The organism is Fischerella sp. PCC 9605, assembly GCF_000517105.1.
GTDB lineage: Bacteria > Cyanobacteriota > Cyanobacteriia > Cyanobacteriales > Nostocaceae > PCC9605.
Genome location: NZ_KI912149.1, coordinates 937800 through 957177 on the forward strand (window position 1 = coordinate 937800; position 19378 = coordinate 957177).

Annotated in this window: 17 protein-coding genes and 1 tRNA gene; 8 read left to right on the forward strand and 10 right to left on the reverse strand. The window is 41.6% G+C overall.

Annotated elements, in window-relative coordinates; all coding sequences use genetic code 11:
- Window positions 1-423: 423 nt before the first annotated feature.
- Window positions 424-1221: a 7-carboxy-7-deazaguanine synthase QueE gene (locus tag FIS9605_RS0118965; RefSeq protein WP_026734015.1), complete on the reverse strand. Its 798-nt coding sequence runs from the start codon at window positions 1219-1221 to the stop codon at window positions 424-426.
- A gap of 195 nt (window positions 1222-1416) precedes the next feature.
- Here FIS9605_RS0118965 and FIS9605_RS0118970 point away from each other — a divergent pair, with 195 nt between their 5' ends.
- Window positions 1417-2442, forward strand: coding sequence for an anti-sigma factor antagonist (locus tag FIS9605_RS0118970; RefSeq protein WP_026734016.1), 1026 nt, complete (start codon window positions 1417-1419; stop codon window positions 2440-2442).
- A 227-nt stretch (window positions 2443-2669) separates the two neighbouring features.
- Here FIS9605_RS0118970 and FIS9605_RS46655 read toward each other — a convergent pair whose 3' ends face one another.
- A complete protein-coding gene (locus FIS9605_RS46655) occupies window positions 2670-2810 on the reverse strand; it encodes a hypothetical protein (RefSeq protein WP_197036079.1) in 141 nt (46 codons plus the stop codon).
- A 652-nt stretch (window positions 2811-3462) separates the two neighbouring features.
- On the opposite strand from FIS9605_RS46655, the gene FIS9605_RS0118980 reads away from it, so the two are divergent.
- The 6 genes from FIS9605_RS0118980 (at window position 3463) to FIS9605_RS0119010 (ending at window position 7948) form a co-directional block, all read left to right on the forward strand.
- A complete protein-coding gene (locus tag FIS9605_RS0118980) occupies window positions 3463-4734 on the forward strand; it encodes a glycosyltransferase family 4 protein (RefSeq protein ID WP_026734017.1) in 1272 nt (423 codons plus the stop codon).
- 302 nt (window positions 4735-5036) lie between these two features.
- Window positions 5037-5633: a bis(5'-nucleosyl)-tetraphosphatase (symmetrical) YqeK gene (yqeK, locus tag FIS9605_RS0118985; protein ID WP_026734018.1), complete on the forward strand. Its 597-nt coding sequence runs from the start codon at window positions 5037-5039 to the stop codon at window positions 5631-5633.
- A 112-nt stretch (window positions 5634-5745) separates the two neighbouring features.
- Entirely contained in the window at window positions 5746-6210 is a 465-nt protein-coding gene (rsfS, locus tag FIS9605_RS0118990; protein ID WP_026734019.1) for a ribosome silencing factor, read from the forward strand.
- Window positions 6207-6707, forward strand: a complete 501-nt coding sequence (locus tag FIS9605_RS0118995) for a CGLD27 family protein (RefSeq protein ID WP_026734020.1) — start codon at window positions 6207-6209, stop codon at window positions 6705-6707. The genes rsfS and FIS9605_RS0118995 overlap by 4 nt, the downstream gene beginning before the upstream one ends.
- Before the next feature lie 169 nt (window positions 6708-6876).
- The gene (locus FIS9605_RS0119005) at window positions 6877-7830 is read left to right on the forward strand and encodes an asparaginase (RefSeq protein ID WP_026734021.1); all 954 of its coding nucleotides are present in this window, start codon (window positions 6877-6879) and stop codon (window positions 7828-7830) included.
- A gap of 41 nt (window positions 7831-7871) precedes the next feature.
- Window positions 7872-7948 (forward strand) — tRNA-Met (locus tag FIS9605_RS0119010).
- A 285-nt stretch (window positions 7949-8233) separates the two neighbouring features.
- On the opposite strand, the gene FIS9605_RS0119015 is transcribed toward FIS9605_RS0119010, so the two are convergent.
- The 4 genes from FIS9605_RS0119015 to FIS9605_RS0119030 all read right to left on the reverse strand — a co-directional run bounded on the left by FIS9605_RS0119015 (window position 8234) and on the right by FIS9605_RS0119030 (window position 12238).
- Window positions 8234-9010, reverse strand: coding sequence for an LEVG family PEP-CTERM protein (locus FIS9605_RS0119015; protein ID WP_026734022.1), 777 nt, complete (start codon window positions 9008-9010; stop codon window positions 8234-8236).
- Window positions 9011-9588: 578 nt separating this feature from the next.
- A complete protein-coding gene (locus FIS9605_RS0119020) occupies window positions 9589-10344 on the reverse strand; it encodes an LEVG family PEP-CTERM protein (RefSeq protein ID WP_026734023.1) in 756 nt (251 codons plus the stop codon).
- Between the two features lie 653 nt (window positions 10345-10997).
- The gene (gene nblB, locus FIS9605_RS0119025; RefSeq protein ID WP_026734024.1) at window positions 10998-11663 is read right to left on the reverse strand and encodes a phycobilisome degradation protein NblB; all 666 of its coding nucleotides are present in this window, start codon (window positions 11661-11663) and stop codon (window positions 10998-11000) included.
- A gap of 110 nt (window positions 11664-11773) precedes the next feature.
- Window positions 11774-12238 carry a CBS domain-containing protein gene (locus FIS9605_RS0119030; protein WP_026734025.1) on the reverse strand — a complete coding sequence of 155 codons (465 nt, stop codon included), beginning with the start codon at window positions 12236-12238 and terminating at the stop codon, window positions 11774-11776.
- 280 nt (window positions 12239-12518) lie between these two features.
- Between FIS9605_RS0119030 and FIS9605_RS0119035 the strand changes: the two genes are divergently transcribed.
- On the forward strand, window positions 12519-13295 hold the full coding sequence (locus FIS9605_RS0119035) for a class II aldolase/adducin family protein (RefSeq protein WP_026734026.1): 777 nt from the start codon (window positions 12519-12521) through the stop codon (window positions 13293-13295).
- 33 nt (window positions 13296-13328) lie between these two features.
- On the opposite strand, the gene FIS9605_RS0119040 is transcribed toward FIS9605_RS0119035, so the two are convergent.
- From FIS9605_RS0119040 to FIS9605_RS0119055, 4 genes are all read right to left on the reverse strand, one after another.
- Window positions 13329-14309: an SGNH/GDSL hydrolase family protein gene (locus FIS9605_RS0119040; RefSeq protein WP_026734027.1), complete on the reverse strand. Its 981-nt coding sequence runs from the start codon at window positions 14307-14309 to the stop codon at window positions 13329-13331.
- Window positions 14310-14701: 392 nt separating this feature from the next.
- Complete coding sequence (locus FIS9605_RS0119045) at window positions 14702-16150, reverse strand: S-layer homology domain-containing protein (protein ID WP_026734028.1); 1449 nt, start codon at window positions 16148-16150, stop codon at window positions 14702-14704.
- An 84-nt stretch (window positions 16151-16234) separates the two neighbouring features.
- Entirely contained in the window at window positions 16235-16486 is a 252-nt protein-coding gene (locus FIS9605_RS0119050) for a TIGR02450 family Trp-rich protein (protein ID WP_026734029.1), read from the reverse strand.
- Window positions 16487-16529: 43 nt separating this feature from the next.
- Entirely contained in the window at window positions 16530-19055 is a 2526-nt protein-coding gene (locus tag FIS9605_RS0119055; protein ID WP_035139949.1) for a sensor histidine kinase, read from the reverse strand.
- Window positions 19056-19378 lie beyond the last annotated feature (323 nt).

Below are 19378 nucleotides of genomic sequence, written 5' to 3' on the forward strand. Positions count from 1 at the left end.
CGCGATCGCTCAGACCATAAGCTAAAACACATTTATCTGCATATTCTAAATTAGTCTAACTCTTGTGGGGTGGGCGTCCCCGCCCAATTCGTGCAATTTAAATGCACAACAGCTTACCAGCCCTTTGGTGGTGGGTGAAAAATCTGCTTTCATTGCCTGTTTTTCCTGATTTGACTTGGTGTCTTAGTGTCTTAGTGGTTCAATAAGATCTATATTTTTGCACCCAAACAGTCTCTATTTTTAGAATCGAACTTCCGTATTCAGACTAGGTTAACTGTCAACTTAAGTACAGTATTTTACGCAGAATTTTTATAAATTTTGGCTTAGATTTGCTCTCATCTTCATAAAACAATGCTATTGGGTAGTAGATATTAGTTAGTGGTTAGTGGTTACTAGCTAACTACTAACTACTAGCTACTAACTTTAGAGTTGATTTAACATTTTATGCGTTTGAGGCACAACACGCACTTGCTTAACAAACCTCTTCATCAAAGCTTGCCACATCAAAACTTGCTCGGGAGAAGGTGCAAGTATGGGGGTTTCAGTGAATTGCTCAGAAGCAGCCAAAGGTGTAACAGGTTGTAAAAACACAGGGATTTCCGGACTCACTTCTGCCACTAATAAAGCCGAACGCTCCAACTCTGCGGGGTCTGTTTGAGCAGAAATGACGATCTTGACGAAACATTCAACTTGGGAAGAGTAACAAAGGTGGAGAAATTTGGTGTGTTCTTGCCAACGAGTTTCGCCACTCGTACTGGGCAATTTCAAATCCATACCCACAGAGTCCAAATAGGGCAGAACCATTGCTAACTGTTCTGGACGATGCCCGCCAGTTTCCAAGTATACGGGTAAAGCAGTCACTGCACGTACCTGTGGTAAAAATTCCACTAAAAATCCGGCATGAAGAAGAGGTTCGCCACCTGTCAGGCTAATGCTATCGTGTAGAGAAGGTATATTTTGTCGCTCAACTGATTCAAGTAATATGGGTAAAGGGACAGGATTTGAGTAAAATTCAAAATCGCGCTTTCCTGGCGATCGCTCTATCCTACAAGTGGTGGGTGCACTCCAAGTGTGAGCGCTATCACAGAAGTGACAGCGCAAGTCACAAAGAGCAAAGCGAATAAATATCTGACGCGTCCCAACGTTCAGTCCTTCCCCTTGAATAGCGGAAAAGACCTCAATCAGACGTGCTGTAGGTGTAATAGCAGTTTTAGTAGTCATTTGACGATAGCAATGCGTATACCCCACCTCAAACAGCAGGGATGTTTTTTAACTTCTTGTTCTATTGTGAACCGTAATGGCAATCTCTAATTTCAACCTCATTAACTAGTAATTAGTTATGATTTCAACTGATCGAAAATAAGGTTAAGTGATTCACTAAGACAAAATCATGTTCGGCATATTACATTGACTGAAATGGCAATGAATGTTCAGGACCTCATGACTAGCCAACCCCAAGAGGCAGATTTTCCAGTAATGTTCTTACATGACACAGCAATAGTACAAGTATCCGAGCGATTGAGCGTGCTGGAGGCTTTAGCCTTTAAGCAAACTTGCCAAAATTTAACCCAGGCAAATCCAATTCCGCAGAAAATCATCATCGACTTACAGCAAACTACTTTCATGGACAGTAGTGGTTTAGGCGCGTTGGTGAGTAATTTCAAAGCCGCTCAGGATAAAGGTATTGAGTTTATACTGCGGAATGTTACCCCTCAAGTCATGGCTGTATTAAACCTAACAGGACTGGAGAAAGTATTTTCCATTGAGTCTGATGCTTTGATCCCAGCACGTTCAAAGAACCAACTCGAAGAACAGCTACCGACCACACATCCTTCCGTGCGTTCTTGGATGAAACGGTTGATAGACATTGTGGGAGCATTAGTAGGTTTAGTAATTACAGGAATTATTTTTATTCCTATTGCTGTGGCGATCGCACTTGACGATCCCGGCCCAATTTTCTTCAGTCAAATTCGCTGTGGTTGGATGGGTAAGCGCTTTCGGATTTGGAAATTCCGCTCGATGTATGTTGATGCGGAAGCGAGAAAAGCCGAACTCGAAAAACAAAATCAAGTACAAGGGGCTTTTTTCAAGATTGATAACGATCCCAGAGTTACCAAAGTCGGAAGCTTTTTGCGACGCACAAGTTTGGATGAACTGCCCCAGTTTTGGAATGTCCTTAAAGGAGAGATGAGTTTAGTAGGCACCAGACCACCCACACCCGACGAAGTAGAACGTTATGAGATACCCGAGTGGCAGCGTCTCGATGTAAAACCAGGTATGACTGGAGAATGGCAAGTCAATGGACGGTCTAGCATACGTAAATTTGAGGACGTAATTCGTCTGGATTTACAGTATCAAAAAAACTGGAGCTTGCTATATGATGTGAAACTGATTTGGAAAACAGTAACCATCCTGTTTCACAAAAATAGTGGTGCTGTTTAGCTTAGTTCTACAAAGGTAGCATCCCGGAAGCCTAGGGGCAGAGTTGCCGCAAAAGACCAGGTGACAAGGTTAATTTCCTACCTGTAGCTGCCCCACCTCTTTCGCAAATAAAGAAGTCACTCACTCCTTGCACTTTTGATAGTCTTCTACACTTTGCGTATTTTTCAATAGTTTTGCTACAACTTTGTAAATGTATGAATTTGTACTGATAAAACCAATAAAAATTGCTAGTAAGTACATTCCCACTTACTTAAGTCTGGATATTCACTGACACCAGATTTGAAAAGTTTTACTAGAGTATATTTATAAGTTTCTGACAAGAAATTAATCACAATCACGACTATTGCCATGAACGCGATCGCGTTCATGGCAATAATTTTTTTGTCTTTATTTTTAGTTTTATAAAGCAGTCTATCAAAACTGCATGTCCCAGTACTTTTTCCTTCCCCTTTCAGCCAATAAGGTTCAGATCATTTCACAGAAATGTCCATAGCTATAGGACTAGTATTTGATTTTTGAAAAGATACGTAGGGGAGGCAAAAAGGGGTGTGGATTTTCCTCCCCCTTTATTGCCGTTGCGTTACGCCAAAGGCTAACGCACCATTCTATGTTTTTGGTGCCGTACTCTCGCCGATCGCACACCCTACGTGTACTTAGATTTTTTCAATCATCAAACCGGATTCCTATACTATACCAAGCCTGCACAGATGCAATACCGGCTTCCGCAGGCTTCGTTTGTATAGCTGCACCTTGACGAACTAACAGCTACCTATTTGCAGAAATTTTACGTAAGTAAAAATACTAAATTATTACACTGCATAGTGAACTTTTTAAGTAAAAAAATATATTAGTATTTCTAATTTTACTGATATTAATTTTTACGCAATCTTTAAGGGTAAATGACTGACATTAAGAACATCCAAAGAGAAAATTCAAATAGAGGCACACTCTTTGTGCAAAGCAATTTTTGATACCAGCTTAGTAATCAAAAAAGACCGGAGTTCTTCTGACTACTTTGATATGCGGATATTAATTTACTCTTACAACTACTATCCAGAACCAATAGGTATAGCTCCCCTAATGACTGAATTAGCAGAGGGACTCGTCAAGCGAGGACATCAAGTGCGTGTGGTTACTGCTATGCCCAACTACCCAGAACGTCGTATCTACGAGGGGTATAGAAAGAAGTTATATTTGACTGAATTGAAAAATGGCGTGCAAATCCAACGCAGTTATGTTTGGATTCGTCCGCAACCAAACCTAATAGATCGGGTGTTGCTTGATGCCAGTTTTGCGATCGCCAGTTTTCTACCAGCCTTGATGGGTTGGCGTCCCGATGTGATTCTTGCAACTTCGCTGTCTTTACCTGTTTGTGTACCAACTGCGCTACTGGGATGGTTGCAAGGTTGCCCTGTAGTGTTAAATCTGCAAGATATATTACCAGAAGCAGCTATTCACGTTGGTATACTCAAAAACCAACTCTTGATTAAAGCATTTACAGCATTAGAAAAGTTTGCCTACCGCACTGCTACCAAAATTAGCGTTATTGCCGATGGGTTTGTGGAAAACTTGCAAGCTAAAAATGTAGAAGCTAGCAAAATTGCGCAAATTCCTAATTGGGTTGATGTCAATTTCATTCGTCCCTTGCCAACAGAAAACAACACTTTTCGCGCCGCCCATAACCTGAATGACAAATTTGTAATCTTATATTCTGGTAATATTGCCCTTACCCAAGGTTTGGAAACCGTTGTCAAAGCTGCTTCTGCATTACGGCACATTCCAGATATTGCTTTTGTCATCGTTGGAGAAGCAAAAGGTTTACAAAGATTGCAACAAGAATGTCAAAACTGTGGTGCAGATAATGTTTTGCTACTACCTTTTCAGCCGCGTGAAAAATTGCCGGAAATGTTGGCAGCTGCTGATGTTGGTTTGGTGGTGCAAAAGAAAAATGTTATATCCTTTAATATGCCATCAAAAATTCAAGTACTACTTGCAAGTGGTCGCGCATTGGTTGCATCTGTACCTGAAAATGGCACAGCAGCAAGAGCAATCAAACAAAGTGGTGGTGGAATTATCGTTCCTCCAGAAGATCCCGGCACTCTAGCTAATGCAATCTTGGACTTATATAAACACCCTGAAAAAGTCAAGACTCTTGGCTATAACAGTCGCCAATATGCGGTTGAACAATATGCCTTCGAGCAGGCTCTAAATCATTATGAGTCTTTGTTCTACACAGTCACATCAGATAGCCCAGCAATTGGATCAACAATAGTATCAAAACAAGAAGTTTAACTTTTGCTACATAAATAGGGTGCTAGGTTAGTACGAGCTAGGATTGATTGCAAACAAACATTGTTTTAAAAAATAGTTTGAAAAATTTTGAGCCTGTATCTGACTCCAGTCGGTACAGGCTCAATCTTCTTTACATTCCTCAGTCATCAGGACAGATTTGAGAGAAGAAAGCTAGGTTAGTTAAAATAAGAATAAGGATTGACTACTGGGTGAGTATGAAGAAAACTCTTTTTCAAATTCACTCAGTTCTTAATCCATTAGTTGCTTAGTTCCAAAATCTTCTATTTGGATGTTCAGCCATTATGCGCCAAAAAGTCTTAGCTTGGTTAGCAGAGAATGTTCCAGTTTCGCGGATCAACCATATTCTCGGGGTCGAGCAAATGGCAGTTGATCTTGCTGAGCATTACAATTTGGATCGAGAAAAAGCTGCTATGGCTGGGCTGATGCATGATTTGGCAAAATATTTTCATCCGCAAAAACTCTTGCAGATGGCAGAGGTTGCAGGGCTGGAAGTAGATGAGGTGATGGCAGCAACTCCCCATCTTTTGCACGCAGATGTCAGCGCTATCGTCGCAAGAGATACATTTGGCGTAGAAGATGAAGAAGTATTACAGGCGATCGCCAATCACACTTTGGGTAGACCAGGCATGAGTCCACTCTCGTGTATCGTGTTCTTAGCAGATACTCTAGAACCAGGACGGGGTGACTCAGCCCAATTGCAGAACTTGCGAAAACTTAGCAGTGAACATCTTGAGAAGGCTGTTTGGTTGACCTGCGATTACACTTTCCAATTTTTGCTCTTAAGCCCTTGTTTAATTCATCCACGAGCGATCGCCACTCGCAATTGGTTCTTGCAAAAGTCGAAAGCTAAACAACCAATTCTTCAAACAATCGCATAGACTCCTGTTTTTTTGTTAGTATTCAAAAAAACCAGTTCATAACAGTTGCAATTTAATAGTCATTTGCCAGTAATTGTAAAAAATTCTCAAAACAGAAAGCAGCTGAGGTTTAATGTCTGATTACTTCCAAGCACACTTCCCATTACAATCAATCGCTGTAAAACAAGGTGCGGCAATAAACTCACAGATTGACGGCAACGACGAAACGACCGCACAAATAGCCGCAACCATAGCTGAAGCAGCATCAGACCGGAAAGCAGGTGATATTTTATTGCTAAAGGTAGCTGATGTATCTTATCTTGCGGATTATTTTTTGGTGATGACAGGCTATTCCAGAGTGCAGGTAAGAGCGATCGCCGATGCAGTAGAAGAAAAAGTACAACAAGAGTGGCAACGGCGTCCCTTACGTGTAGAAGGAAAAGCTGAGGGAACTTGGGTATTGCAAGACTACGGCGATGTGATTGTTCACATAATGATGCCAAAAGAGCGCGAGTTCTATAATTTAGAAGCGTTCTGGGGTCACGCAGAACATGTCGAGTTTCCAAGATCCGATGATGGTGGGGGTAAGCCAACATGATCAAGTCCTCGGTCTCAAATTGCCCAGTACCCGTTGAACAACAACCACTGAATGAGTACGAAGAGTTAAAATCTTCTTGGTTATTCCGTGATTGCATTTTAAATTGGCGTGAATATATCACAAAAATAGGTTGGATTTGGGGTATTACTTGGCTGGTAGCAGCACCAGTAGCAGCCGCAAGCTTTCCCCCACACAAACACATAGCACAGTTTATTCTCTCTGGTGCCGCCGGAGCGAGTATAGGTTTAATACTCGTATTGCTAAGGTTATATTTAGGCTGGTCTTATGTACAGGATCGCTTAGCCAGCCCGATTATCTTTTATGAAGAGTCAGGCTGGTATGATGGTCAAACTTGGACAAAACCGCAAGAAGTGCTAACCCGCGATCGCTTAATTGTCACCTACCAGATCAAACCAATCATCAAACGATTACAAATTACATTTGCTGGCTTGGCTGTGTTGTTCGTTGCTGGTACGATAGTTTGGCACTTAGTTTAAATGGTCATTGGTCATTAGTCATTAGTCAATGGTAGTAGTTGGTGGTTGGCTGTTGGTAGTTGTTTGGGGAACAAACAACAAACAACAAACAACAAACAACAAACAACAAACCACAAGCAAAGGACTAATAACTGATGACAAATAACAAAATAACTATAGATAACCACCCATGACAATGGGAAAACGAACTCAAGCCACTGCACTAGAAGTTAGATTGCTGCGCGAAGGCATTATTGAATCAAGGCATATAGTCCAAGCCGTCGTAAGTGATGAACGAGGACGGGTGCTGTCGGTTGCAGGCAATGCTGAAACTGCCACCTTTGTCCGTTCAGCACTCAAACCATTTCAGGCTCTTGCTGTTACTAGCACTGGGACTTTGGAGCGGTATGAGCTTAGCGATCGCGACTTAGCAATTATCACTAGTTCTCATAAAGGCACAATCCAGCATGTGCGACAGGCCTTTAATATCCTTTGGCGAGCCGATGTTGATCCTTCCGCACTCCAATGTCCAATTCCTGAAGGCAAGCGCAGTCCCCTAGAATACAATTGTTCTGGTAAACACGCCGGAATGCTAGCTGTTTGTCAGCAATGCAATTGGTCTTTGAATAATTACTTGCAGCGCAAACACCCCGTACAGCAACTGATCATAACTAAGGTAGCTGAATTGCTGAAAATGCCAGCCGAGGAATTTATCAGCGCTCACGATGACTGTGGCGCACCTACTTACTTAATGCAACTCGCGCAAATGGCGTATTTGTATGCTCAGCTAGCTTCTCGCAGTAATTTGGACATGGAGCGAATTGTCAGGGCTATGACTCATCACCCTGTTATGGTAGCAGGAGAAGGAGAATTTGATACCGAACTGATGCGTTTAACTCCGGGAGAACTGGTAAGTAAATCTGGAGCCGAAGGAGTACAGTGCATTGGCAGACTTGGTGAAGGTATGGGACTGGCAATTAAAGTCATAGATGGAGCGAAGCGGGCAAAATATGCTGCTGCGATTTACTTGCTCCAGCAGATGGGCTGGATGAGTCCCAGTGTTGCCGAAGCCTTGTCAGAAAAGTTTATGAGCTTGGGTAAATACAAACGTTTAGAAGTAATTGGAGAATTATCACTTTTGTAGTTGCAAATTTTCTGGCTTTGCTGTTATACTGTAAAAGACAACGCGGGATAGAGCAGCCTGGTAGCTCGTCGGGCTCATAACCCGAAGGTCGATGGTTCAAATCCATCTCCCGCCACCAAATATAACTAAAGTAAATCCCTGCACTCAGCAAAGATTGCAGGGATTTCTATTTAATTAGATTGATAAGTCCTCAGGCTCACGCCTGGGGCTTATACGACAATACGCTTGGTGATAAGATAATTTACCCATCTATAAAAATTTGTAGAGACGTTGCAATGCAACGTCTCTACACCTAGAGAACTAGCACAGACAACCCTTAACTGAACGGTATTGGCTTATACGAACAAAGCCTGCCTACGCAGGCTTTGCCTGTATAGTGTGTTTTAGAGAACTCGTATCAGCTTTAACCTGCTTGTAATACCTTTTTACGTTGCCGCAAACCAAAGATACCAGCTACTGCCAAAACACCTAAACCTACGGTGGTTCCTGCTTCCGGTACTGCTTTTGAAGTACTCACTCCTGATAAACTGACACCATCACCACTTGCCTGGAACTTAGGAGTATAACCACTACCCAACTGCACCACAAAAGACTGCACGTTGGTCAGTGTCAACCTTTGGATACTGTTATTTGCATTTTTTGCATATGGTTGCAACATCTTATCGGTAACTTGCTGCCCATTGATTTCTAAGATGCCAGTGCCTATATCTTCAATGTCAAATAAATCTAGCGTGATTTCTTCATATTTTTTATCGAATTCAAACAGGAAGCGACCAACTTCTAATTGACCTTGTTCAGGCAAAGCACCATCTTCTTTGAGCGCTACAGGGCGCAACCAAAATTGATTAAGTGCTGTGTTAGTACCTGCATCTTGTGTCCCAAATTTAATGTTCAAACTTTGTCCTTGGTAAGTGTTATTAGTGCTTCTGTTATCGACAAACAAATGACTTAGCCCATATTTTGGTGTTTTATCATCAAAGTCAAATTCTAAACTTGTGACTTTGTAACCCAATGAAGTTGTATCGATACATTTACTTGGATCAAGACATCCGAGATTTGTCTTGATTTCACCTTCGGTCGTAGGAATAATAGAAGCAGCATGAGCAGCAGGCATACCAGCAGCTAAACCTAAGCCCAAAACTGTTCCTGTAATTGTTGCTAAAAATTTCAGTTGACGCATAATTCCCCTTCTGCAAACTTTGATTGCTGAAATAGCCAAAAAAAAGACTTCTATCGTTGATGCATCTCTAAGCTAATAGATAGTTTTCTGAATTTGGTAGTCTAAAACAGCATAATTTATGCAATCTTTATTTACATAGAAAAAAATAATTTTTATCCGCGAAAACCCGATATTTATACGTGTTTATAACGATTACCTCAAACTAATTATTGAAGTTTGAATTCAGCAAAATCTGATTGCGATCAGATATGGAATACCACATATTTTTAAGTAAAGTTCGTGGTATTTACGTATATGCACTACTTATTTAAATATTTCACATAAAAAAATTGAGTAGAGTGGAGTTTCTAACTGCTGGAATTAGTAACTCTGTCTACTCAATTAAATTGAAGAGAAGGGGATTTATACTGAATAATGGATGTAGAAGATCTGAGTTTTTATATCATTACATCATTGATACATTTAAAGGTCAGTGATTCACCGTTTTAATTCTAGTGGATTCAGAAGTTCGTAGTAATGACTTTAGTCCTTAAATATTCAATATCTAAAGTGCTTACCACGAACCTGTGAGCTTATTGTTAAGCTGCTGGTACACTTTTTTTACGTTGCCGTAAACCAAACATACCTGCTACAGCTAAAGCCCCTAAGCCAAGGGTTGATGCTGGTTCAGGTACGCTGACTTGCAAATTTACACCATCGCCAGTCTTTTTGAACTTACTATTGGGGCCTGGTTTACCTAGTTGTACTACAAATGAACTTACATTGTTGAGTGTTAAGGATTGGATACCATTATTAGGCCCCGCAGATAGTAGCTGTGTAAACGGGTTTCCATTAACTGCTAAAATGCCGCTGAAATTAGCATCTTCTACATCTAGGAAATCTAGAGTTACTTCAGAAACTGCTTGCTTAAATTGAAATAGGAATTTACCAACTTCTAACTGACCTCCTTCAGCTGGAGTACCATCAGCTAGGTAAGCTACAGGACGTAACCAATATTCATTCAAAGGTGGATTTGTACCTGCATCCAGGGTTTTGAATTTAATTCCAAAACCCCAATCATTTGCAGTGTTTCTGTTATCTACAAACAAACGGCTAAGTCCATATTGTGGGTTCAAACCATCAAAATCATATGCCAAACTTGTCACTGTGTAATCCATTGAAGTCGTATCGAGACAAGTTACGCTACCACCCAAACAAGTAATATTTGTGAGTCCAACTTCCCCTTCCTGCTGGGGAACTAGAGAAATGGCATGTGCAGATGACATAGCAGAAGCAACACCTAATCCAACTGTAAATGCTACTAGTGTTTTTGCTAAAGTAGATAATTTATGCATGACTTCCTTGAGATAAACTACGGATTTTTTCGGGTATTAGATGCAAACTTTGATGTTTGTTTTGTTTTTCAACATATCCGTATGTTATTTCCGTATCCGAGTTTTTGTCATCCCAAAACTAGAACATTTACTGCTTCTTGATGTTGCTGATAAGTTTAGGAAAAACACTTATAGGTATGCGTAATAAATAATACATTTTATAGCTAAAAAGTAACTAAAAAGGTAAAAGTAAAGAGATTATTTATGATATTGCTTGCTTAAATTAAAAATTTGTGTGGATTTATTTATGAAAAATATACATTTAAACAAAGATTTTTAATGAAGATGTATTTTCTCTACAACACACATTCTCGTTGACATTTACATTTCTCGCCTTTTTTGTCACAAAAAAGCGGCTCACGAATTAAGCGATCGCGAACCGCCAGATTTTCGCTTTACCAAGTCAAGATATCCAAATAACCTCGACTAATACTGGAACACCTCATACCAAGTTGCGTTCAGACATAGCAATAGTAATTCGTGCCCTCTCCCCTTCCCCTCTCCCAAATTGGGAGAGGGGTGCCGACAGGCGGGGTGAGGGAAGTACTATCTTTGACTGCAACTTAGTATCAGTAGATTTCTCTAGTGCAAGCAATATCAATCCCGGAATATGCTTAGAGGTTGTTTAAAGATTTTTTTGCTTCGGTTGCAACGGCCTCTACTTCATCATTCACCAAAGTTTCTAGTATTGTTTTGGCTTCTGCACCTCCTAGGCGATTTAGAGCTTGCACAACTCTATAGCGGATTTGCCAATCTGGATTGGTGGCATAGGGAGTTAACAGCGGAATTGCTTGTGTATCTCCTAGATCTCCAAAAGAACTAATGGCAGCAGTTTTTACTAACTCATTGTCTGAGGAAAGTGCCTGTCTCAGTAAGTCAAAAGAACGCGGATCGCCCAACTCTCCCAAGGTAGCAATGATACTGAATTGGACTATCCATTCGTTGCTTGTTTGGTAAAGGTTTTGTAAATCTTCAAAAGCTGCGCTTAGTTTCAAAGCACCCAAACAGTCTGCTGCTGCTGCTTGCACGTCTGGTTCCGGATCGTTAAGCAAGCGATCGCGCAATATACTCAACGATAAATCTAAATTTTGTCCGCCCAATGTATCCAACTGACTTACAGCTGAGTAGCGTACGCGGGAATTGCTGTCATTAATGGCATTTTGAATTAACTCAAAACCAATCGTTGGTTCCAGTTCGCGGATTTGATTCACTGCTCGTAAGCGATCGCCTAAATCCTCGGAAATCAGCAATTGCTTCACAGATTCAGGATTAACACTCATTTATTTATCTCACTTTTTAAAGGTATTTTGTTGGTAGTTGGTGGTTGGTAGTTGGTTGGTAGTTATTCTAAACGCCAAACAACCAACAACAAACAACAACCAACCAATTATTAATCTTGACTTGCTGCCATTGCTCGAATAACATCACCACGGGTGAGAATACCAATGACTTGACCCTCGCTGTCAAGTACTGGTAAGCGATGAACGTTGCGATCGTTCATGATTTTGGCGGCTTCTCTTAAGGGTTTGTCAGGAGAAATGGTAATGGGGTTTTTACTCATGACTTCCCCAACGGTTTGCCCGAGTGCTTTGTGCAGATCGCGTTCGTATGTAGCAGGATTTTTCAAATAGATCACGCTATCAAGAAACATGATATATGCCGGAGGCGTAACACCAGTTTCTTGCCACATCAAGTCAGTTTCTGAGATAATGCCTACCAACTTACCGGCGTTATCTACAACAGGTAGCCCACTGATGCGTCTTTCTGCCAAAGTTTGGATAGCTTCCTTCAGAGGAGTTTCAGGTCGGACAACAATCGGGTCACGACTCATTACGTCGGCAACGGTTTTTGGCATTTGTTTTGCTGATACCTTTTATCAACCACTCTGGGATTATTGTAGAAAATTGCTGGTCTTCACCAGAATGGTTTAATACATCGTTACTCTTGTTCTTTGTCATTTGCGATCGCAAAAGCTAAATGACTTAGCGTCCAAACTCTGTTTAGTCAAACACTTGCAACCAATCTACTTAATTCTTTAATTCTCTGGCTTGAATCACTGGTTGCAATCCCACATAAGTATACTCAGAGATATATAAGCTTTTTAATCCTGACCATCATAATACCAGGTGGGCATAATGCAAGCTATCTCTATTGACAAGCCCAATCTTCCCCAACCTCCGACCTTTACCGAACCTGAAGAAGAACGCCTGCATCGCAAGCAGCGCCTAGCAGCAGCATTCCGCCTGTTTTCTCGCTTTGGGTTTGATGAAGGTATTGCAGGTCATATCACGGCCCGCGATCCAGAACACCTAGATTGCTTCTGGGTGAACCCCTTCGGAATGCACTTTGGTTTAATTCGGGTCAGCGACTTGATTTTAGTGAACCAGCACGGTGATGTCATAGAAGGCGATCGCCCAGTCAACCAAGCAGCTTTTGCCATTCATTCCCAAGTCCATGCAGCCCGTCCCGATGTGGTAGCAGCAGCTCACGCTCATTCACTCTATGGTAAAAGTTGGTCTAGTCTAGGTCGCCAGCTCGATCCCCTCACCCAAGACGCCTGTGCTTTCTATGAAGACCACAGCCTATTTGATGACTATACGGGGGTAGTTCTGGAACCAGAAGAGGGTAGACGCATTGCCCAAACTTTAGGCAACAATAAAGCAGTCATTCTCAAAAACCACGGCTTGCTCACCGTTGGTCACTCAGTTGATGAGGCAGCATGGTGGTTCATCACAATGGAACGCACCTGTCAAGCCCAGTTACTAGCAGAGGCAGCTGGTAAACCTCAGCTCATTAAACATGAAAATGCAAGTCTGGCAAACACTCAAGTAGGTTCCCATTATATGGGTTGGTTTAGTTTTCAACCTTTATACGAAATGATTGTGCGGCAAGAACCGGATTTGTTGGAGTAAGCGTCGACTGTTTTTATTTGCGTTTGAGCACTGTTAGTGCTTCAAAAGCTCCGAATGCCAAGATTGCTGATGTTGCCAAGGTTTGGGTAGAGACTGAGTATCCAGCGCTGAGAGTGCTGATTCTGCTATGACACTGTGAACTAGTGTTGTGGGATGCACGCCGTCCCAGAATAAGTAATCGTTTGGGTTAGGACATACGCTAAAATTACCCTGTGCTATGTCATTCAAGGTGCCTACTAGACAAGCATTGGTGACATTGGTCAAACCAAACTCGCTAGGAGTAGCTTGCACACGATTAAATAGGGAATTAATATCAATAGGGATGATATTAACACCAGGGATTGAGCTAAGCTTACCCAAAGCTGCTGCCAATAATTTGTTATGTTTTTGGCTTAAAGCAGTTAGTTGACTGGAATTTTCTTGACCTGATGTGAAAGGAATCTTGCCTAAATCTGGTAAGTTAGCCACCATGATATTTTTAGCACCAGCTATAGCAAGTAATGCTACTGAGGTTGATAAATTAGCGATTGGTTTGCTAACGTCGGTAACATTACCAAATATATAATCATTTCCACCTCCCCAGACGATATAAAGTGCCTCTGGGTCAGCCTGCTGATTGTTTTCTCTCAAAGATTGCATAAATAAGCCGACTTGCCCCAGTACTCCTGGTAATTGTGCTTCAGGAAATAAGGTATTACTCAAGCCAGAACTAGATCCACCAAAGGCATAATTAATACCATCAGTAGGAGTATTATCTTGTAAATCAGTAACTAAAGTTGGCGTTAACCCTAGTTTGTCGCCAATATATTCCACCCATACCTTTCCATTAGACAAACGCCCTTCAAAATAGGGTGGGCTAGTTGGTATTTGGGATTGTGTAGCGTTGTAGAGATTGCCAGCATCGGAAAGACTATCGCCAAATACGTAAATTTTACTAATATTTGTAGCCCAAGATTTCAGTGGCGACATCAAAGATACAAGAAAAAATCCTACCGCGACAAGTTTTTTTTTCATGCAGAATATACCCCTGCTGTTTTGGTTGTTCTCAAGGAAAATTAGGTATTTTGCAGGCGGAGCAACTTAGATATTTTTGCTATTTCAAAACAAGCTTGGCGAAGATTTTTTACGCGATTAATCGCAAAACCACTGGTAAGTGTATCATGATAAAATCAAGTAAAATTTCAGTCAAAGTATATCTTTATCAATTTTTTATAAAAAACCAATTAGTTACAAATAAACTGTAAAGCTTTAATATTAAAAATTTGTAGAGTGGGCAATGCCAACTCTAATGCAGTGAAAGGGACTGGGGATTGGGGATTGGGAATTGGGGAGAAAACCTATGCCCTTTGCCCGATACCCGATGCCCCCAGTAACCAGTAAGGTTTCATATTTAAAGGAAATTCGTATTACTGCGATCGCGTTAACTTTAAGGCATCAGTTGCTGATATTCCCTCGCCTTGAGAACCGAAGTACCACAACACCGCAGCAGCTTCAGCCCGAGTCACTGGTTTTTTTGGCTGGAAAAGCGTTGTATAGCCAAACACCCGACGAATATTCGATTGTTCTCCATTCTGGAAATCTGCTAATACAGCTCGTAACGCTTTAGGGTCAATTTTCCCTACATCTTGAAAGCCCCAGGTTTGTTTAACTGCATCTATGTTGGCAGCAGGCAAAGCTTGGCGGGTATCCAGAGGTACTTTCCACAGCAGCAATTGCTCTCGTGTCACTGGCGCATCGGGACGAAACAAAACTTGTGTGGAATCACCAGACAAAGAACTGGGAATTAATCCTGCTTCAGCTAATCCCTGAATGGCTGAAAAATCGGGATCTGTTTTCGATACATCCTGGAAAGCTGGTTGAGAACTTTCCGATCCCAAGCGGATCTGCTTAGATGGACTGTTGGCATGCATAGCATTATTGGCAGCCACTAGCCAACGAGCATATTCCCGCCGAGTAATATTTTTATTGGGTTCAAACTGGCTGGTTGTGGTACTAGGATTGCTCTTATTAGCACTTGGTTCTACAGATAAAACACCCAATGCAGCCACATCTTGGATGTATTTCTGCAATTCTTGCGGTGCTTTATTCAAGTCGTTAAATTCCTGCGCTTCAGATACGGCTGTAGCGTTATTGGTATTAGATGTCGGATTTGGCTGTGTAGAACTATTGGTATTAGACGTGTCGCTTGGCTGTGTTGTCTCCTGTTGTGGTTGCACAGGCCCAACAAACTGCGAATCGCCTGGTTGAGGAGCAGTATCGTTATTGTTAGTAATTTGGGTACTAGGTGTTGGGCTAGCTTGTGCTGTGGTTGTAGTGTTTGGTTGGTATTCAATTTGTAATTCGGTAGCCGTCTGTGGCTGATTGGGTGAGGCGTTGGTAACTGATTTAGGTTGAATAGAAACCTTCACCTGTAAATCATTGCGTTGCGCTTCAAAAGTGCCTGCTTGATCGTCTGTTGGCTGTTGAGAAATCTGCCAGTTATTTGCTTGAAACTGGCTGCGATAGAAACTAGCTATAAAATTACTGGGGTCAGAACTCAGCCAGCGAGTTGATACTCTGTTGTCTGAATGACTGGCAGGAGTAACTTCCTGTAGTTGAGCGTTGTTATATATTGGAATATCTTTAGGAAAATCAGCTGGCAACTGAACAGTCGGCTGGCTTGGTTCGTTTTGATTTTGGCGATCGCTATTAGGAGTCTGATTGGCACCAAAAATCACCGGGTTGTCTTTTAGCCTAGAATCTGCTGCCAAAGACTGCTCAAGGTTTTTGCCAATATCACTATTGGCACAGGCTGTTAGGGAGGTGAGCAAAACAGCCAAACTAATAAAGATAGCTGAACGTTGAAAGTACAGCACGGTAAATCAAAAAAAATTGAGTGTCAATTCCTACGCTAGCGCAGACAGTCATCTAAAGGTGAAGTATGAAAATAAAATACGGGCTTAGCCTTTAGCCTCTAGTAACTCGATTTCTTGCAACGATTGCCAACCGGGATACCACTGGGAACGGTCTTGCAATAATTTGGCGTTGATCCAAAAGCGCACATTGGGGTCGCAGGAAGCAACCATTTCGGCGTATACCCACTTACCTTGATTTTTACGGTTGACAACCTGGAAGTGTCGCCAGCCATCTACTTTTTGTTGTGCAGTCCACTTAGAACCAACGAGGTAAGGAAATTTTTGTTTTTTGGTCATTGGTCATTCGTCATTGGATTTGTAGTTAAAGTCTTATCTGAAATTAGGTTGCTAGAGGTAGAGTTAACCAAAAAGTGACCCCGCACTTACGGTTACTGTTGACACCAATTTCACCGCCGTGTGCTTGAATAATTTGCTGACAAAGATACATTTTTAAGCCGATGCATGTAGAAAAACGGGCTTGAGGATCGCGCACTTGTAGCTCAAACAGGCGATCGCACTCCAGCTTGCTCATGGGAGTACCATTGTGTTGAATGGTACAACGAATCATATCTGCTTCCACTTTGGCAGAGAGTTTCAGGTTTAACCCTGGTGGGTTGTTTTGCAAAACATGAGTAAATAAATTTACAAAGACTTTATGTAACTTTGCTGCATCGGCGAATACTAACGGTAAATCTTCAGGAACCAATATCTTCAGTTGAGCTTGATTTTGCACTAGCATTGGTTCCACTTCTTTAAAAATTGTCTCTAAAAGAGTATTAAATTTGACTACTTCTCGATGAAGGATAATTCCCTCTACTTCGCTCGAATGAATTTCTAGTAATGAGTCAATCATCAGTAACTGACGATCGTTTCCTTGAATCATACGCTCGATAATTGAGCGAGGAACGGAAAGAAAAGAGGGGGAGATGGGGAAGGGGGGACCCCCACTTTGTGGGGATAAGGGGCAATGGGGAGATGGGGAAGACAAGGGAGAGTTATCCTTATGTCCTAGTCCCTCACTTTTAAGCATATTCTGTAGCACCATTAAGTTACCAATCACTGCAGTTCGCAAATCGTGGGAAATGGTGTGTAAAACTACATCTTTTACTCGGTTAATTTCTTGCAGTTCTTGCATTTTCTGCTGTAACTGCGCGGTACGTTCTTCTACTTGGCGTTCTAAATTCGTGTTTAATTGTTCTAATTCTTGGTAGAGTTGCGCTTGCTGGATGGCAATAGCTAGCTGTTCTGACATTTGTTGGAGTAAATCAATTTCCATTTGTTGCCAATGACGCGGTTCGCTGCAAGAATTGACAATTAATGCTCCAAACAATTCTTTGCCCAGCATAATTGGTACAGCTAAGCTAGCTCTGGTCTGAAATTGTTGATAGAGCGCTGCTAGTTTGGGAAATACTGTCATCTGGGTGATATCTTCAACTAAACGCACTCTGTTAGTTACAAGCTGTGTTTTCAATTCTTGCAAAAGAGTGCGATCGCAGATCTTCGACTCCAATACTGATGGGTATTTTGGGTCTACAGATTCGGCAATAATTCTGCATAAGGTATGGGTATCATTCACAGCAACAAATACCCTATCTACTTGCAAAAATTGCCGAACTTCGTTTACAGTAGTTTGCAAAATTTGGTTGAGGTTGAGTGACTGCCGAATTCGCACTAGCGTTTCTGCCAACAAGCGATCGCGCTGGGAAGACAGGTGCAGTAATTTCTCTGCTTGCTTGCGTTCGGTGATGTCGTGACTAACTGCTAACAGGCACGGAGTACCATCTAAATCTATAACTTCTGCTGAAAGTTGTACTAAAATCACCTCGCCAGATTTCTTACGAAATTCAAGCTCATAGTTGCGAATAGCTCCTTCAAGTTCTAACTTCTGCAATAATTTGGCGCGATCGCTCTCGTTTACCCAAATATTCAACTCAAACGCAGTCCGGCCAATAGCTTCTGAGCGTTCGTAACCCGTGAGTTGTACAAAACTGTCGTTTACTTCTATGTAGCGTCCTTCTTTGAGTGTGCTGATCGTGATGGGATCGGGACTACAACGAAAAGCTTTAGAAAACTTTTGAGCGAGATGTTGCACCGCAGCTTCTGATTGTTTACGTTCGGTAATGTCTCGGACAATTGCTAATACTTCGTCTTCACCGCTTTTTACCAACCGCGCCTCATAATCTCGCATTCCTGAAGGCGTTGGCAATTGGTATTCGCAAGTTTGTAAAGTGTTAGCATCCAGAGTTTTAGCGATCGCCTCTTGGTTAATACAAGCTACATCTGGGGGCAGTATATCTCGCAAACTTTTACCCACAATATCTTCTAATGCACCTTCACCTTTAAAATCTAAGTATTCACCATCACGGCTAATGCGAAACATCATATCGGGAATAGCATGTAAAATTGCTTTATATCGCGCCTCACTCTGACGCAATTTTTCCTCCGCCAGCTTCCGGTCTGTAATATCCATCAGCAACCCATCCCAAACCATGTCACCGTTAGCTTGTTTGTCTGGACGAGAAGCAGCCTGCACCCATTTGAGTTTACCACTAGGGGTGATGATGCGACCTTCCCAATGCCAAGGTTCGAGTGTGGCACACGAATTAGCAACAGATTCTGCAAAGGCTTTCGTATCTTCTGGATGAATAAGTTTATAGAGTACCTGAAAATCTTTTTGCACAACTTCTGGTTCTAATTCATACAGTTCTCTACAGCCAGAACTGGCATAAAGCACGCTCTGAGAACCATCTTGCCGCTGTAAAAATTGAAAAATCATCCCAGGAATGTTGGCAGCAATTTTTTCGAGCAGTGACAATTCTTGTTGTTGAAAATCAGATGTATGCAGTGCTTTCACAATTTCATTCACTCTTTAATTCTTATATATAAAAAAAAGTAACTGATAGGTAGCAACAAATAATAAATAGACTTTTTACAAAATTTTAAGTAGAGGTAAGGGTTAAAATTTAAATATCTTCCACTTTTAGGGTAGATTCTGCCGGGTGCAGCCGTATTCACCCAGTTGGGTGAATCAATTGTATGAAGATAATTTCACAATAAATAGATGTGCGCGATCATCAACTCCATCGTTACGAAATTTCCGGCGTTGCTACAATTCAATTGCATTTATTGATGCAGCATCAAGAGCTAACTTCAGATAGACGTACAAGGGCACAGCAATATCTACCATTT